Here is a 17,842-nt window from a genome sequence, read left to right on the forward strand (position 1 = left end):
TTTTATGGATGGTTTTCTGCATCCGACGTCGTTCGGTACGGGGTATTGGTGCTATGATCGGCATCGCTCAGTCCGGTTGGTGATTTGTGATTTTTAGCGATTGATCAGATCGCTCAACTCGGACTGAGTTCCCTCAAAGTGATCTACTATTTGGAACAGCTATTTAGTCTTTATGGTTTAAAAACGCCGCAACCGCTATTCCCCGCTGAGAAGTTCTCAGCATGACATGCCGCACCCGACGGATGCGAAAGATCCTACTTTACAAGGTCGGTTCGAATAAGAAAGCTTTGCGTAAAGGATATTTTAATTGCCTTACTCGCGTTGATTTTCTGCATCAGACGACGTTCAGTCCGGAAAATTGGTGTTATGCTCGGCATCGCTCAGTCCGATTGGCGATAGGGTTGGTTTAGCGATTGATGAGATCGCATAATTCAGGCAGAGTTCCAATAAAGTGACCGACTATTCCACGCAACTATTTAATCACCTTGAGAAAAGGAGTAATCAAGATGTTATCAACAAATTATTACTTTCAATGCAAATGTAAAGAAATCAACAGCGCAGAAACACTTATCCAGTTAAAAAGAACCATCTTACATATTATAAAAACCTATGGATTTAATTATTACTCCATCTACAAAGAAAGCCCTTACCCCTTAACAAAGAGAAAATTTACCTTCCTTAGCTGCTTTGATGATAATTTCACAATTGATAGCGAAACGCATGAATCTGTTCTTACCATACTCAGAGATACCACTTTACTCCATCCTCTATCAATGATGTCTTGGCAAGTTCACATAAAAAAACAACACCCCAAAATATGGAGTTATTTTAATAAAGAAAATGTTAAGGATGGATTTTCAACAATACATAAAACGCCCAAAGATGAGAATGTATTATGCTCCTTTTTTAGAGGAGAAAACCCCGCCATACAGAATGAGCAGTATGTAGATGATCTCAGCCTACATGCGCTATCGGCTTCAATAGCATGTAAATATTCATCTCTAACAGAGAGTAACGGTGATTCTCCCCCGCTGACCACACGTGAAGTTGAGATTATGCGCTGGGCTTCCGAAGGAAAAACCTCATCAGATATCGCGAACATTCTGAATTTATCAACCAGTACCGTAAATTTCCATATGCAAAATATCCTTGAAAAACTGGCGGTGCCGAATAAGGTCGCCGCCATAGCTAAAGCGATATGTTACAATCTGATTTAAATGCAGTGAATATAATCTTTAACTATTGACTGCCACGATTTATTTATCAGGCTCATTAGTTCAGAATGATTGATTTTTTCTTTTTCAATATAAACACAAACATACCCACAAAAATCATTATTTGTTTTTGGAATTTTATAGACCGGGGAATTTTCTTTAATATTTATCTTAACATCTATAATCTCATGCTTATATTCACTAAGTAGTCTTTCAATTAACACCTTTGTTTCTTTTTTTATTAGCTCACTATTAGTTCCTTCTCTTATAGTACCGTCTTTAGGTGCAAGCAAGTTAATAATAAATGCACTACCAATAGGATCAGGAATCGCCTGGGTATCAGAAAATCCCTGAACCAAATGATCAACCCAGATTTTCTGCAACGAGATACCAAATACTTTATTCGCCATATCCCAAATATGCATACCAGCAGGGCGACGATTCGTTTCGACCAAAAAAGTTTTACCGGTGGTTAAATCAAGTTTAATTTCGTTATGGAAAGCCCCATAACGTTGACCAGACAGAAAGTTCATACTTTGACCGGCTTTGACTAAAGACAGAGTCTGTGTCGGAGAACACTGCGCTGGTACGATTTGTCCAAGCTCGACAGGATATTCGCCAAGCTGACTGACTTTTTGCGTCAAAAAAGAAAGCACACCCACACCGTCGTAGGAAAACTCAGAATCAAAAGCAATCAACTCTTCAGCGATGATGTTACTACCGGGTGCAGCCTGGCAAGTCGCTGCGTAAGAGGCTTCCAGCGAATCAATGTCCTTAACTATCTTCACACCAATGTTTGCCCGACCATCGACAGGTTTTATTACTATGCCTGACGGACATAATGCAAAAAACGCTTTCAGTTGCTGGTAATCACTTACGCGCGCTGAGCGCGGTGTAACAATATTCTGCGCGTGGAGAAAGGTATCCAGAATGGACTCCTGTTCTCTGAATTTTAACTTATCAATACCAGCAAAACTCAGTTTCGCATCATCACCATATAGTCCCAATCTTTTTGCGATGACAGCCGCATGCCCTGACACGGCGTCCATAAAGGGGAGAATGCAAACGCACTGCATTTCTACATTCTCGATCAGTTTAATCACTTCGTCTTCATAGTTCGCTGTCGAGACGGGCAAGTGATAGACGTGATCGCAGATGTCTTTCTCCTCACCAGAAAGCATATCGCTGATGATCACCATATCCAGATCGTACTGCTCCCTCACATATTCCTTGATAAGCTTTAAGTCATGAATACGTGCAGGCAGATAATCCAGAATTAATTGATACTTTTTCTTGTTCATTTTCTATCCTTATGAGATTAATCTTTGGATGTAAAGTAACGAAATGGATTAATTAGAAAAAAAGAAAAAACGATAACAAAGAAAAAAATAATAAATATATTTATAATCAATTAATAATAAAAACCTCGCGCAAATAAAGCTCGCCAGCGGAACGGCTAATTGATTAAGAACCAATACAATACCCAAATAGCGAGAGAAACCTTCCGCAGGCAAAAGTCGGGCTCGATAGAAACGGGAAAAAAGGTTAAAGCATCCCTCCGAACCAATAATAAACAGGAAGCCGAGGAGATAGAGATAAAAATTATTCGTTACACCAATAACAACTAAACCATATGCTGCTATAATAAATGCGCTTAGCCCCACAGTACTGATGTGGAATCTTCGAATGAGTTTTGGTGCAATAAAAAAAAGCAAGCAGTTTGCTACCTCCGCCATAGCAAGCACCTGCGCGTAGCCTTGCTTGGGCTGATGAAAAACAGAGGTAATAACATAAACTGCCGTTGATAGTAATGCGCCCTGCATTACATTGACCAAAAAAGTAAGGCTTATTACTTTCTTCAAATCCTGATTAGCAGCGATATAGGCAATGATTTGCTTTAATGATTTTTTATCGTCATTTTTTTCACTGACCGTGCCCCCACTTTGTGAATAGATATCCACACAAACGCGCTAACAATAAAAGGTAAAGATATAAATATGAATGTTTGCAGAATAGAAAATTTTAACGTTAAAAAGCTCACAAGTATGGGTGCCGCTATATACGTAAACTGTTCAACAAATTGAAGTTGAGAATAAATAGAGGGTAACTTGTCGCGAGAGATCGTTTGAGAAACAAACCCCTCAAGATTCACATAGCCCGCCCCGCTAAAGAATGATAAGACACAGGCTATGGGGACGATTAAGCACGCAATATACGCGGAAGTAATATAAGGATACGAAAAATATAAAAATAAACAAATACCGCCTCGAATACCATCACTAAAAAATAGCATTCTCAGTGGATGTATTTTATGTCCTATCCAACCAGAAAGCGGTAATGATACCACGCGTGCTAATCTTTCTAAGCCAAATGCTAAGGAGGTTAAAGATGCGCTATTTGTAGAGGTATACACCAGTACCGGTACAGCGAAAATAATAAATGCTTCTGCGAATATAGAAAAAAACCGAGCCAGTACAATTTTCGTAACCACTGGTGCAACCTGTATAAATTAACGAATAGACTTAATGATATAATCACCCAATACTAAAAAGTCAATTCTTGTTTTAAGAAAAGTTTTAATCGCGTCCTCCGGTGAACACACAATTGGTTCACTGTCATTAAAGGAAGTATTAAGCAGAATAGGTACACCTGTCAGCTTATGAAATTCACTAATCAGATGAGCATAGCTTTCATTTGTTTCTTTATCGACAATCTGTACCCGTGCGGTGCCATCTGCATGCGTAACGGCTGGAATTACATTTTGCTTAGCAGGCTTAACATCCATCGCTAGCAGCATATATTTTGCTGCATCGGGTAAGCCACGCGAAATAAACCAGTCCCTGGCATATTCCCGCAACACGCTGGGTGCGAAAGGCCTAAAAAACTCACGATGTTTGACCTTTAAATTCATCAGATCGCGAATATCTTTATTACGAGGATCGGCCAACAGACTACGATTACCAAGGGCGCGAGGACCAAATTCCATCCGCCCCTGAAACCAGGCGATAACCTTATTATCAGCGATTAAAGAAGCGACGCATTGGTGGATATTATCTACTTTCTCCCAGGTTAAATTGTGTTTTTTCAATGCATTTTCATACTGCGCATCTGAATATTCCGGGCCAAGATAGGCACTTGTCATCGGATGACGCTGGGTACGATCCATAATATGGTGCCAAAGATATAACGCAGCGCCGATAGCAGTACCAGCGTCATGTGCGGCTGGTTGTACATAAATATCCTCAATATCACACGCTTCGTAGAGCAATCGGTTTGTAATACAGTTCAGTGCTACGCCACCGGCCAGACAGAGGTGACGACTTCCGCTGCTTGCCAGGTAATGCCTGGCAATGTTCATGACAATATCATCGGTAATAATCTGTAGCGTCGCGGCGATATCATAATGCTCTTGACGTAGTTCGTCCGTTTTATGACGTTTTTGCAGATCAAATAATGATTCTAAATTTGAGAATGATTTACTACGAAACGTTAGAATATCGTTATTAATAGTAAACTGCCCTTTCGGCAAACACTCCACAATCTTGGAGAACTGCGTTTTAAATCTCTCAGCATCACCATACGCAGCCATACCCATAACCTTGCAGGCATCATATTCAGAAAAGCCAAGATACTCTGAAATTTTCTCCCACATAAAACCTATTGAGTTAGGGTAAGTTATGGTCGAGATTTTCGTTAGTTTGTTTTCTTTCCCAATAAAAACACCAGCGGTATTATCTTCACCAATACCATCAAGGGACAGGACCAGGGACTCATTAAAAGACGAAGGATAATATGCGGATGCAGCGTGAGCTGTATGGTGTGGGACCCAGTGAAAATCGCCACGGAACCCCATATTGTGCAGGATTAATGGCACATTTGCTGTTTGACGATAGAAAAGTTCTTCGCCAGACTCACTTGCCCAACCATCAGATAATTTTATCTCATTAATATAAGCAGACTTATGTCTGGCTATTGGGTCAATTGAGTAACCTATGCTACTCACATCACAAAGCTGAATGCCCGCAAAGGTCAGCGCAGCGTTAAGTGAAGAAAGCGGCAACTCATCTGGATTATCAAGTTCAGCTGATTTTCCATGTTTCTTTCGATTTAAACGCTCTTCTTCAATCGCAAAAATGACCTCACCATCTTTAATCAGACAAACTGAAGATTCATGGTAGATAGAATTAATGCCTAAAATATACATTTTAAAACCTCTTAATTCAGCTTAAGTACCAGACAGCGCAAACTTCCGCCGCTTTTAAAGTATTCACTCATGTTGCATTTGACGACATTGAAGCCAAACTCATGCTGAACAACCTATTCTGCCAATAAGGACAGGAATACGGTAATTTTCCTGATATACAAATATTTCATTATCTTTAAACTTAAAAAACAAGATAATGAAATATGTTTCCTGGAAAAAACTCATACTTAATGCTCAACATTAAAATACCCCTTCGCTTATCAAAAACGTATTCCTATCCAAAAATCCACAGCAACATTAAATTTTGAGTGTTTTCTTTACAACTAGCAAAATTATCAGTTGCGTGGGATATCTTTAAAAGAGACTCTTATGTATTTAAAGCTTTCGAGAAGAGTATGTGACATGCGCACACTGATCATAGGCAGTGGCTTCGCTCCGATACATAAAAAACTCAAATTGCTCGGATACCGTTTATTCATCATCCCCGACCCCAAAAGAAAGCTTAATCTTAATGAAGATAATCTTTATGACGGTATCAATTTCCCCGAGAATGAATGCGATATTTAACCATTAGCACGAAATATATATAAAAATAAAATAATTTTCAGTATCTATCGCGTGATCGGTTTTAATAAAAAATGGCAACAGGTCGCAGATCCTGTGACAGCTTATGCCGGATTACCGATTATTACCGATGAGAAATTGGTCAGTAGAACGGTATATAAATACTCGAACTGTAGAGCAGTAAGAACAAATCAAAGATTATATCCAAAAACTTCTAAGGTAATGGACTTCAACAACAGCCCTTCCCACACTGAAGTTATTCTTTCAAATAATGGCTCCGTGGTTATTGAAAGACATACACGTCCAGGATGAGACAATATCTATCACCTGCTGGAATTTGCTACAGATATCGATTTGATGAATCTTGTAGCAAAAATAAATACCGGTAGCGTAGAAGAAAGTGATTTACGCTAAAGTAATATGCGCCGAGCAAACGTCGGCTCAGCTACGATTACCGGACGTTTGAGAATCCATTATTTCCGCACTGGCGCGCCACTGCCTGTTGAGCACCTGTAGCTCGTTCAGACCGAGTGAGGCGATATCGCTCTTTTCCCGGCCGTTCATCAGGTCGCGGCGAAACTGCTCAACGACAGCGCCATCCAGATACTGCGCTTTGACGCCACTGTTCTGTTTATCGCGAGGCGAGGGACTTATGCGAATCAGCGTATTGTCCGGCAATGGCACGTTTTTAGCAGTGCATGCCAGCATCAAGGTGGCGAGATCCTGCCGCGATTTGACTTCAATCTCCTTGAGTTTACCGCCGCTGGGCGAACCGGAGAGCGGATGATCGTTGGATTGATAGCTATACTGGCTGACCTTGTTGAGCAGTTTGTTCCTTATCTGATGCGTTTGCAGATTCTCGATCTTGCTGAATCCAAACACTATTGGCACACCATTCCCTTCATTCAACGCGTTGAGGAAAGGCAGCTTGCCATCGACCAACTCCCGTTCGATGCGTTCAAAGGCTTGCCGCATCATGGCGCTGACTTGCTCACTGGAGAAGGTGACGGAACTGTCTTTAACCGTCACGTTGGCGGGAAAAGGAAATCTCGCCAACATCTGTCCGTCCGACTTTTCATGGGTCAGCGCACCGTGCGCGGCCAGATGCCGCAGCAAGGAAAGGTAGACCGCTTCTTCCGGGTTGTCCGCACTGGGTAAAAGCAGCGCGATTTTATGGGAGTCGGGAAACGCATTGCGTTCATAAGCCCGGTTGACCGCTCTGGCCAACAAATATATTTCGCTGCGTGTCTCAACCGTCGTCAGTTTCGCGCCTGCGCCTAATGCGTAAACTCGAGCACTCTGACGCAGTTTATTTCTTGTTTCGGCATCGCCATCCAACAGCGGCGTGCGATCGGAAAAGAACACTTTACCTTCCAGAGATTGTGAACCGCCTTTGGGATCGTTGACGCCCGCCTTTAATCCGGCGCTGCGCAGTATTTCGAATCCCCACGGCGAACCATGAAAGGCCTCTGGCTTAATATACCCCTTAGGCGCGGTGGGATTGAGCGACGACAGCAGGCTATGATGCAACTTCTGGCGCGTATCAGCACTGATATCCTGACGTTTGGACAGAACATCCATCGGCGAGTCGCCGTTTTTATCTACGGCTACCGGCTGATAACCCTGTGCTCTCAGTTCCTGAATCGTTTTTGCGTCATCCCGTAAAACCGCCTCATGAAAAATCGCTGGGTTGGAAGGCATGATACGCATGATCCGTCTCCAGTGAATAAAGATATGTCGTAAGTGGCAATACGGATCAAAAAGTTCCCCTGCCCCACTCGGGGCCTTGGGTAGTATTAGCTGGCGATTACCGCTCCCGCAGCGCCTCTTTCACACGGTTAAACGGTTTGATTAAATAGTCCATCACCGTTTTCTCGCCGGTTTTAATATCCACCGTGGCTATCATCCCCGGCACTATGGCAAAGTGGCGGCCAGCCTTGTTTTGCAGATAATCCTGACTGGTGCGAATGAATACCCGGTAATAAAAGATTTCTGGTTTGACTTCATCCTGAATGGTATCCGGCGAAATACTTTCCACCACGCCGTCCAACCCACCGTAAATGGCATAATCATAAGCAGTGATCTTCACCAGCGCTTTCTGGTGCGGATGAATGAAAGCAATATCCCGTGGCGACAGGCGCGCTTCAATCAACAAATGGTCATCCACCGGTACAATTTCCATCAATTGGCCATTAGGCGGAATAACCCCGCCGATGGTGGTCACCTGGATATTTTTCACAATACCGCCCACCGGCGACCGCACCGTCAGACGAGTAACGGCGTCGGTGCGGCCTCGAATCACCTCCGAAAGCATGGTCACTTCCGCTTTGGCTTTAGCCAACTCTTCTCGCGCCTGGACGTAATATTGCGAACGCAGATCGATCAACTTCAGGTCGAGATCCGCTTTTTGTCGCCGCAGGCGCAGCACTTCAACATGGCTCGCCGCCCCGGTTTTCACTAATCTTTCCGTGATCTTCAGTTCGCTCTCAACCAGCCTCTGCGCTTCCCTCAACTGTGATTGAGCGTCCTGAAGTTGCGCCCGACGGCTGTTATAAAGCCGGGTTTCCGCCGCGATCAGTTCCGGCCTGTCCGCTAGCGACACGGGAAATGACAACGCTTGGTCATTGTCCTCCGCACTGAGCCGGACGCTGGCGGCCAGCGCTGCGCGATAGCGAGCGGCGCTCTCGCCAACATTGGACTCGGAGCGGGTCGGGTCCAGCTTCGCCACCACTTGTCCGGCCTCAACCAGACTCCCCTCGCGTACTTCCAGCCCCGCCAGTATCCCGCCATCCAGCGATTGCAACACCTGTTCACGCGAACTGGGGATCACTTTTCCGCTACCGGTCGAGACTTCATCCAGTGTGCCAAACCAGGCCCATACCCCCGCTATCAATAGCAGCAGCGCGGTGATCACAATGATCCGCCGGGCGCCGACGTACTGACTTTCCCGGCCATGTTCGTTTTCCAGATCGTCAAACATCCCTTCAGGCGGATGGTTTTTCATTCTTCCCCTCCTGAGGTCGGTTGCGATCACGAACAGTGCTTAATGCCTGCGCTTTGGGCGCATCCATCACCAGTTGCCCTTCTTGCAGTACGATAACCCGTTCCACCAACTCAAGCACCGCAACACGGTGAGTTGCCACCACCAGCGTGCGGCCCGACAGCCAACCGGCAAGACGTTGAATAAATTCCCGCTCGGTGTGTTCGTCCAGAAAGGCGGTGGGTTCATCCAACAGTACGATATTGGGATCGCGCAGCAACATGCGCGCCAGCAGAATCGACTGCCGCTGACCGCCGGAAAGCCCGATCCCGCCTTCCATAACCGGGTGATCAAGACCCAGCGCCAGCTTTTTGACAAAAACTGCCGCGCCGCATACGTCCAGCGCGGCGAATATCTCCGCATCGTTGGCGCGGGGCGCGCCCAGCGTCAGGTTGTCAGGCAGTGTGCCGAAAAACAGACGGGCATGCTGTGTCATCAACGCGACGTTGCGCCGTACATCCGCCATATCGATATGCGCCAGACTGAGGTTATCCAGCCGCAGTTCACCTTCCACCAACTCCATGCCCCCCACCATCGCCTGAAGCAAGGTGGATTTCCCGGCGCCATTACGCCCCAGCAGCGCCACGCGTTCGCCAGGATGGATCTCCAGTTGCGCGATTTTCAGCGCGATGGCGCTCTCCTCACTATGATAACGGAACGCCGCGCCGCGAAACTGGTAGTGACCGTACAACACCGCGCAATGCACTTTGCTTTCATCCCGGCTGTTCTCCACCAGTAGCTGCATGATGCTATCCAGCCCCTCTTTCGCGGCTTTGACTTGTTGCCAGCGAGCCAGTACGCCGCATAGCGTCGTCATCGGCGCAATCATACGGGATGATAGCAACGACGCGGCGACAATCGCCCCGGTGGTCATTTCGCCTTCGATAACCAGCGGCGCGCCAATCATCACCACCAGCGCGTATACCAGCCCCTGAATACTCACGCCCCAGCTAATCAGCCATTGGGTGAGCTTGCGGGTCCGCACGCCGGATTCGGCGCTGATGCTGATGTAGTTATTCCACTGCTGCTGAAAACGGTTCTCCGCCTGCATCAGTTTGATATCTTCCAGCCCCTACACACTTTCCACCAGCACCGCATTGCGCAGCGTATTTTCCTGTGTGCACTGGCGCGCCAGCCGCGCCAGTTTCTTTTGCAGCAACAGGCCGGGCAGAACCATAAGCAATGCCGCCGCCGGCGCGATCCACGACAACGATGGCGCAATGATCGCCAGCACCAGCCAGAACAGCAGGAAAAAAGGCAGATCCACCACCGCGGAAACCGTCGTGGAGGTCGCCATTTCACGGATCTGCTCCAGTTCGCGCAGTGGGGAAATAAAGCTGCCGGTGGAGCGTGGAATGACGCTGTTGCATAGCCTTAAGGCATGACCGAAAACGCGATCGGATATGCGGATATCCGCACGCTTGCCGAGAATATCCGTAATGTGCGCGCGTCCCACTCGTAACAGAAAAGCGAAGATCACCGCGATCAACACGCCGCCGGACAGGACATAAAGCGTCGGGTAAGATTGCGCCGGGATCACGCGGTCATAGACCTGCATGGAAAACAGGATCCCGGCCAGCGAGAGAATGTTAACGATCAGCGAGGCCAGCATCACATAGCCGTAAGGCTTAATATCACGCAGCGCCAGCGTCCACAGCCAGTCCGGTCGATAGCTTTGCAGATAGCGGCTGGCACAGCTATCTTTCAACGCCGCAGGACGTAGCGTCACCACCTGGCGGATCGACGGCAAAAGTTGACTCAGGGAAAGCGGGCTAAGCTGGTTGCCGTCGGCTACAAAACAGAGGCTCACGGTGTCCTTGCCATCAAACTGTTCAATAACCCCGACCTGACCATCCGCCAGTTGCACCACCAACGGCAGCCGCCAGACGGTGATCGCCTGATGCGTCTGCACGCAAGCGGTCAGTCCGGCCTGCCGCGCCAGGTTTTGCAACGCCTGTGAAAGCGTGCAATCTTCCAGCCAGCGGGCGCTGGCCTGAAGCGCGCCCGGCGAAAAAGCCAGCCGGTAATAAGCGGCTACATAACCGATGGCCGCGACCCACTGCGACAACGCCTGTTCCTGACTTTCCGACGCCGGGGACTCTGCTCTCTCTATCAACCGACTCATGGCTGGATCTCCACCGACTGGATGGTGCGATTATTCAGGGCGAACGCACTGCGCATTTTGCCGGTGCTATACAGACAATCGAGTTGCAACTGGTGCAATTGCGTCAAAGTCTGTTGCTCGGTGAAGCGCGCCTGAAACACCTCTTGTTCAGCGTTGAGTACATCAAGCAATGGCCGGGTACCCAGTTCCAGATATTGTTGTTGATAAAGCGCACGGGTTCGCTCTCCCAGTTGCTGCTGCCGTGCCTGAATTTGCAGGGTGCGCGCCAGACTTTGCGCTTCATTTTTCGCTTCCGTCAAGCGCTGACGCGCCGTCAACTGTGCGTTCTGTACCGCGGCTTTTGCGGCTTCCAGCGAGTGCGCCGCCGCGTTGCGGCTGGCGGTTAACCGACCGCCCTGATACAGCGGCACTTCCACTTTTACCCAGGCGGAATATTGTGTGCGATCCAGTGCCTGGCTATTGGCGTACCAGTCATTCAGATAATGCGTGACTTCCGGCTGTAAAGAGATGGTAGGGAGCATCCGGGCGCTGCTTTCATCCAGTTGCGCCTGTGCTTTGTTGGCCTGAGCGTAAGCCGCCAGCACCGTCGGGATCAGTTGATCATCCGGTTGGCTAACGTCACAAACACCTTGCAGGCTGGCGGGAAAAGCGTCGCTGACATGCTGAATGCGATCCCAGCCCAACCGTGCGGTGAGCGTGGCCCGCCAACGATCAAGATTGGCCTGATACTGTAGCAACATCGCGCGCGCGCCTTCGATACGCGCTTCGGTTTGCACCACATCCGAGACTGAACTGGCGCCCTCATCGCTACGCTGACGCGCCAGTTGGCTAATGCCGTTAAGGGCGATCAGTTGCTCGCGGGCTATGCCGACCAGCTTCTGATAGCCCTGTACCTGAAGCGCCACGGTATCAATGCTCACCAGTACATTCGCCTGCGCCTGCGCCACGCCAGCGTTGGCGGCGCGCACCTGACTGTTGGCCTTGCCGAAATCATACAACATCTGCGAAATCGACAGCACCAGCGACGGGCTATAGCCGCTGTCGCTGTAACTGTTGGTTATGCCATTATTCATCCCGCCGTTCATCTGCGGATAATATTGCGCCCGCGCCACGTTAACGGCTTCCGACTGCTCGAACAGTTGACCGACCGCCTCACGAATATCAGGGTGCCAGGAGACGGCACGCGCGACGGCGACATTGATATCCAGGCTTTCAGGCGCGTTGGACGCGACCGGCGGCGCGACCGGACCGGAAAGCGCAGGCAGTTGCCGGGCGACAATCTGCTCAGTGCTGATCAAACCTGGCTGGAGTGATGCCTGCGCGACGCTGACGTCGCTGTAAATGCCCACAGACACCCCCCAGAAACAGACCAGCTTCATCGTGTATTCACGACAATTTCCCATATTCTTCCCTAAAATAATCAACCGATTAAGTACAGCAACCTATTGCAAGCCAGCGGCCCAACGCGCCGACAGACTTTGCGTTTTACGTCAGGCGGTAATGGCGTTATTTTCCAGCAGTTCATCCAGAGTGACCTGCACCGCCTGCAACGTGACCAGTTCCGTCGCGCTAAACGCCGCGTCCTGACCGTCGCGATCAATAGCGATCACCGTATTGCCGCCTACCGTCTCAACGGAAATCCAATCGCCGAGATTGCCGCTGTCAGCGCTCCATCCTTGCACCAACCGGCTGACATCGATCTGATCGCCATCGGTCAATGAGAAATCCGTCCAGATATCGCTGCCGTTGCCGCCGGTGGCGTCCGTGCCATTCAACAGATCGAAAATTAGCGTGTCGCTGCCGTTGCTGAGCGTAAAGGTATCGTCGTAAACCGAACTGATGCCGGTATCGTCATAGATGGCCGTTTATCTGTGGCGCCAGATCGATAGTCAGCGTGGCGCTGGCCGTCTCGCCCCCCGCCGTAGTGAGTGTGTAATCGAAGGTTTCTTTCGCGTTGATGGCGCCGACACCCACGTCGCTGTTCAGGGTATAGCTGTATCCACCGTCGATATTGAGCGTCAGTACGCCATACCGTCCCTGTACCGTCGCCGTGGCGTCGCTGGTGGTATAGGGATCCAGTGTGGTGACGACGCCATCCGCATCAGCAATGGACAAGGTGGTCTGCACCGAAACCAGTTGGTCGGAAGCGCTGCTTTCCGAACCGCTGCCGTCGAAGATATTCCCCGTCGCGGTGGCGGTTTCGGTCTGGAAACTATCCAGCAACATGCTGGTGCCCGTTATCGAGGCGCTCACCGTGATATTCCCGACGGCTAGCCCACCGACGGAACCGGTAAAGTTGAGGGTATAGTTGCCAGCCGCCAGTTCCAGACTACTCAGCGAAGCCGTTGCGCTGCCGCCCAACAACGTACCACTGGGTACACTGCCGGATGCCAGTTGAGTGCCGTCACTGCTCAGCAAAGTCCAGCTAATACTCAGACTGCTGAGACTTAATACGGAATCCACATTAAACAGGATGGTCGCATCTTTCAGCGCCGTGTTCTCCGCTACCGTCACCGTACCGCTGGCGCTGCCGGAAGTTGATAACAGCACCGACGTACCCCAGGTGGTCGAACCCGCATCACTGTCACTGTATGCGTCCTCTTTCTGTACCGTGGTAACCGGCAGCGTGACGCTATCGTCCACCGCCGCCAGCGCGCTGGCTATCAACGTGATATTCAGCGTCCCACTGTCGGATTCGCCGTCCGGCGCCGTCACCGTATAGACGAAGCTGTCCGGCGCAGTGATGTGGTCCGCGCCGACGCCGGCGTTAAGCATATAAGTGTAATTACCCTGCGCATCAATGGTCAGCACACCATATTCACCAGTGATGCTGGTGGTTCCCTCAGCGGCGACCGCCACGCCATTCACCGCGCTGATCGCTGACCCCGTAGGCACAGTGTCATCGTCCATCACGTTGCCGGACATGCTGGCGCTGACCGTTTCGACGGTATAAACATGATCTTCCAGAATATTCAGGGTATACGCCGTCAGCGCGCTAATGCCGTAAGCAGTATCCAGCAGGAACAGATATTGACCGCCGTCCAGCGTCAGTTCATCGGAAGAACCACCTAACAACGGAACGGTCAGCCAACTATCCACTACGCGGTAAGGATCATATTGCTGAGTGGCCTCATTGAATTTGTAGATATAAAGATCAAACCCGGACAGAACGGAAACTCCGCCGACGGATGCCTGGAGCGTCATCGTTCGGGTCGTTCCCTCTTCCACATCAAAAATGATTGGATTGGTGATATCGTCCAATATCCCTACATCCAGAACGCCGCCCAACCCCAGATTCAACACGGTAAATCGTTTTGCGACGACACACCGTTATCTATCGCCGCTACGGTGGCATCAAAGGTAATGGACGCCGCGTCATCCACCGTAATCACATTACCGGGCGCGTTGATATCCGTTCCCAGCGAAATGTTAAGGCTGGCGTTGGCTGTTACGCCATTGGCAATGATGGTGTAGGTGAAGCTGTCGGTCTGACCGAGATGCGTCGTCGCGATATCGGTGAGCGTGTAGGTATAGCTGCCGTCGGGATTGATGGTCAGCGTACCGTATGTCCCCTGGATTGTAGCGGCATCCTGCGTCACCGTAACCACATCGCCCGCGCTATTCGTTACCTGCGTCACCACCGTACCAGCCGGCGCCACATCGGTGCCATGTTCGGGATCGGCATCAGTAATCACATTACCGCTGAAGCTGGTTTCTCCAACAAGTATGCCAGCGGCAATTTGCGTCACCGTCGCATCCAAACTGATGAAAGAGCCGACCGCCAGCAACGTGGTGTTATAGGCCAGCGCCCGGTAAGTGCCTTCCGTCAGATTATCCACATTAAGCGTAACGCCGTTACTGCCGATGGTCAGCAGGCTGGCCCACTGCGCGTTCGAGGTATCAATCACCGTCGTCCAGGCATCGGTAGCAGCACTATATTGCTGCACCATCACCCCCATGCTGCTAAGCAACGACAGCAAGCCGCCAGTGGCACTGGCTTCCAAAACAATATCCGCTGATGCGCCCTCATCTATGGTGAAGGTAACCTGCGCGCTATCATTTCCCAGCAATGATGCGATGTTGCCCAGCGCCCCCACGACCAGCAATCCCCAGTCACTGTACGATTCAGTGGTGACTGCCGCATCAGTAGTCAAATCCAGCAAGACGGCATTATCACTTGCCGACAGTACCAACACCGGCGCGATAACGGTGGTCGCGGTGGAAACATTCCCGGCCGCATCGGTGGCGGTAACGGATATCGCTTGCCCATCTGCCTGCGCAGTGGGGAACGTATAACTGTAGTTGCCACCAGGATCCGCCTGAACCGTCACTGATCGTTACCGTGCTGCCGGCTTCGGCGGTGCCGCTGACCGACGCGCCGTCTTCCGCTACTAAAAGATCATCAGGGGCGGACGGGGCCGTGGTGTCCGGGGCGCTTGCTGTGGCGGGTTGAGAGAGATTTCCCGCCGCATCGCTGGCGACAGCGGTAACCGACTCACCGTTGGTCAGTGCGGGCGAAAGCGCGACGGTAAAGCTGCCGTCACTGCCTGCGGTGACGCTGCCCAACACGGTGCCTGCGGCGTCATTGATCGTTACCGTGCTACCGGCTTCGGAGGTGCCGCTGACCGACGCGCCGTCTTCCGCTATCAAAAGATCAGCAGGGGCGGACGGGGCCGTGGTGTCCGGAGCGTTTGCTGTGGCGGGTTGAGAGAGGTTTCCCGCCGCATCGCTGGCGACGGCGGTCACCGTTTCACCATTAGTAAGCGCAGGTGAGAGCGCGACGGTAAAGCTGCCGTCACTGCCTGCGGTGACGCTGCCCAACACGGTGCCTGCGGCGTCATTGATCGTTACCGTGCTACCGGCTTCGGAGGTGCCGCTGACCGACGCGCCGTCTTTCGCTATCAAAAGATCAGCAGGGGCGGACGGGGCCGTGGTGTCCGGAGCGTTTGCTGTGGCGGGTTCGGATACATTACCGGCGGCATCGCTGGAGACGGCGGTGAACACTTCACCGTTGATCAGTACGGGTGAGAGGGAAACGGCAAAGCTGCCGTCGCTGCCTGTCGTGGCGCTGCCCAATACATTGCCTGCGGTATCACTGATCGTTACCGTGCTGCCTGCTTCAGCCGTACCGCTGACTGAGGCGCCATCTTCCGCGATCAAGAGAACAACGGGCGCTTCCGGCGCGGTAATATCCGGAGCGGTTGCTGTGGCGGGTTCGGATACATTACCGGCGGCATCGCTGGCGATAGCGGTAACTGTCTCACCGTTGGTCAGTGCTGGCGTAAGGGAAACGATAGAGCCGCCATCGCTGCCTGCCGTGGCGCTGCCCAGCACATTGCCTGCCGCATCGCTGAGAGTTACCGTGCTGCCTGCCTCAGCCGTACCGCTGACCGAAGCGCCATCCTCCGCCACCAGCAGATCCTCTGGCGCTTCCGGCGCGGTGGTATCTGGAGACGTATTACCGGCAGCATCGCGAACCGTGCGGCCATCGCTATCCGATGCCGCCGCCACGCCTACCACCCCAGCCATAGCGCCGACGCCAGCCAATATATACGGCAGTGCGCTGCCCCCGGCGGATGCTGCGCCAAGTGCCCCAGCCATGATTTCATCAATACTGGAAATAGATTCAAACTGTAATTGGTTGGCCGGATCGTTTGCCCACCTCAGAGCGCCGTTCTGTTCTTCCAAAACCAATTCGCTGGCCGCCTGCTCGACTGCGTTATAAAAATTTTTCAGTACGACTTTATCACCGGAATGCAACGTCACAATCAAGTCATTGCCAGAACGCGTCATCGCGGCAATGTCTTGTCGACTAACCGCGAGTTTTACAATAGAGGGAGCAGATAAATTTAGTTCTCCAGAAGAAATAGCCACTGTAGAAGCTTCACCACTTTCTTTCACGATAATCAAAGCATCGTTCATTTAGCTTTCACTCCCCATTGAGTATTTTGCAATACTTATGTTATGAAAATAATTGAATACGATTTTGATATATCCCTGGGGAAAGGACTCTTGTGGTGAGTTAATCGGAATAAATCAATTAATTTACCGAAGAAATTCATCATTATCGGGCCTTAAAAAAGCTTAAAAGAAAGGCAGTAGCTATTTTTATATAAAAGAATAGATTCTCACTATAGACAATGATGCTCATATAAACCAAGACATCTTTTTCACTCGCAACAAAAAACTTATATATTAAAAATCAATAACATAAAAATTAATTTTATTAATCGCAAATAAAAAGCAAGGCGAAAAATCTTTTCATCCTTGCTTTTGTAAGATAAAAATCTAAAAGAAAAATAAAAACCATAATAAATAACATTATGAGCGTTATATTGATAACAACAAAAAATCATCCTTATTCATATCAAAACAATACAGAAAAATTCGCGTTATTAAAATAAAACATGCCAATCTCTGCTAATATCAGAAACAGAATTACTATTCATTTTTATGCTTATCGCCTGATAATTACTCTAAGATCAATTTTTTCCAATCATAATAATCCAGTAGTCAGAACACGCGTTTAACTCGCGACGCCGATAATTTTGCCATTGATAAAAAAGACACTCCTTATTTTTTAGCACATGTAAGAGGAGATGCAAGGCAATAACATAAAAATTTTACTTAAAAACAGATAAAAACCTAACATTGCTAACAAAGCTCAAGGTATCTCATGTGGAAAAGTAAACACG

Annotated in this window: 11 protein-coding genes and 3 pseudogenes; 1 reads left to right on the plus strand and 13 read right to left on the minus strand. The window is 49.5% G+C overall.

The window, feature by feature from the left end; all coding sequences use genetic code 11:
* The first annotated feature begins 506 nt into the window (after positions 1 to 506).
* Positions 507 to 1,217 carry a helix-turn-helix domain-containing protein gene (locus tag DES54_RS15000; RefSeq protein WP_113868745.1) on the plus strand — a complete coding sequence of 237 codons (711 nt, stop codon included), beginning with the start codon at positions 507 to 509 and terminating at the stop codon, positions 1,215 to 1,217.
* Here the strand turns inward: DES54_RS15000 and DES54_RS15005 are convergent.
* The 13 genes and pseudogenes from DES54_RS15005 to DES54_RS18970 form a co-directional block, all read right to left on the minus strand.
* The gene (locus DES54_RS15005; RefSeq protein ID WP_113868747.1) at positions 1,214 to 2,515 is read right to left on the minus strand and encodes an ATP-grasp domain-containing protein; all 1,302 of its coding nucleotides are present in this window, start codon (positions 2,513 to 2,515) and stop codon (positions 1,214 to 1,216) included. The two genes, DES54_RS15000 and DES54_RS15005, sit on opposite strands and share 4 nt — an antisense overlap.
* 48 nt (positions 2,516 to 2,563) lie before the next feature.
* Positions 2,564 to 3,175: an MFS transporter gene (locus tag DES54_RS18965; RefSeq protein WP_240635027.1), complete on the minus strand. Its 612-nt coding sequence runs from the start codon at positions 3,173 to 3,175 to the stop codon at positions 2,564 to 2,566.
* Positions 3,112 to 3,705, minus strand: a complete 594-nt coding sequence (locus tag DES54_RS19180; protein WP_338075502.1) for an MFS transporter — start codon at positions 3,703 to 3,705, stop codon at positions 3,112 to 3,114. Before DES54_RS19180 ends, DES54_RS18965 begins: the two co-directional genes overlap by 64 nt.
* Before the next feature lie 18 nt (positions 3,706 to 3,723).
* A complete protein-coding gene (locus tag DES54_RS15015; protein ID WP_113868749.1) occupies positions 3,724 to 5,418 on the minus strand; it encodes a carbamoyltransferase family protein in 1,695 nt (564 codons plus the stop codon).
* A 1,005-nt stretch (positions 5,419 to 6,423) separates the two neighbouring features.
* Positions 6,424 to 7,692, minus strand: coding sequence for an ankyrin repeat domain-containing protein (locus DES54_RS15020; RefSeq protein ID WP_113868751.1), 1,269 nt, complete (start codon positions 7,690 to 7,692; stop codon positions 6,424 to 6,426).
* Between the two features lie 97 nt (positions 7,693 to 7,789).
* Positions 7,790 to 8,962, minus strand: a complete 1,173-nt coding sequence (locus DES54_RS15025) for an HlyD family type I secretion periplasmic adaptor subunit (protein ID WP_113868783.1) — start codon at positions 8,960 to 8,962, stop codon at positions 7,790 to 7,792.
* A 4-nt stretch (positions 8,963 to 8,966) separates the two neighbouring features.
* Positions 8,967 to 11,147 (minus strand): annotated as a pseudogene (locus DES54_RS15030) (type I secretion system permease/ATPase).
* On the minus strand, positions 11,144 to 12,550 hold the full coding sequence (locus tag DES54_RS15035; RefSeq protein ID WP_240635029.1) for a TolC family outer membrane protein: 1,407 nt from the start codon (positions 12,548 to 12,550) through the stop codon (positions 11,144 to 11,146). Before DES54_RS15035 ends, DES54_RS15030 begins: the two are co-directional and overlap by 4 nt.
* Before the next feature lie 87 nt (positions 12,551 to 12,637).
* Positions 12,638 to 12,922 (minus strand): type I secretion C-terminal target domain-containing protein, encoded by a 285-nt coding sequence (locus DES54_RS15040; RefSeq protein ID WP_169050473.1) that lies wholly within the window; start codon positions 12,920 to 12,922, stop codon positions 12,638 to 12,640.
* A 76-nt stretch (positions 12,923 to 12,998) separates the two neighbouring features.
* The gene (locus tag DES54_RS15045; protein WP_113868757.1) at positions 12,999 to 14,450 is read right to left on the minus strand and encodes a BapA/Bap/LapF family large adhesin; all 1,452 of its coding nucleotides are present in this window, start codon (positions 14,448 to 14,450) and stop codon (positions 12,999 to 13,001) included.
* The gene (locus DES54_RS15050) at positions 14,444 to 15,340 is read right to left on the minus strand and encodes a VCBS domain-containing protein (protein WP_240635030.1); all 897 of its coding nucleotides are present in this window, start codon (positions 15,338 to 15,340) and stop codon (positions 14,444 to 14,446) included. Before DES54_RS15050 ends, DES54_RS15045 begins: the two co-directional genes overlap by 7 nt.
* Positions 15,341 to 15,403: 63 nt before the next feature.
* A pseudogene (locus tag DES54_RS19290) lies at positions 15,404 to 15,478 on the minus strand (hypothetical protein); the annotation flags it as partial.
* Positions 15,477 to 17,069, minus strand: a pseudogene (locus DES54_RS18970) (Ig-like domain-containing protein); the annotation flags it as partial. The pseudogenes DES54_RS19290 and DES54_RS18970, both read right to left, overlap by 2 nt.
* Between the last annotated feature and the right edge of the window lie 773 nt (positions 17,070 to 17,842).

The organism is Brenneria salicis ATCC 15712 = DSM 30166 (assembly GCF_003315515.1).
GTDB classification, from domain to species: Bacteria; Pseudomonadota; Gammaproteobacteria; order Enterobacterales; family Enterobacteriaceae; genus Brenneria; species Brenneria salicis.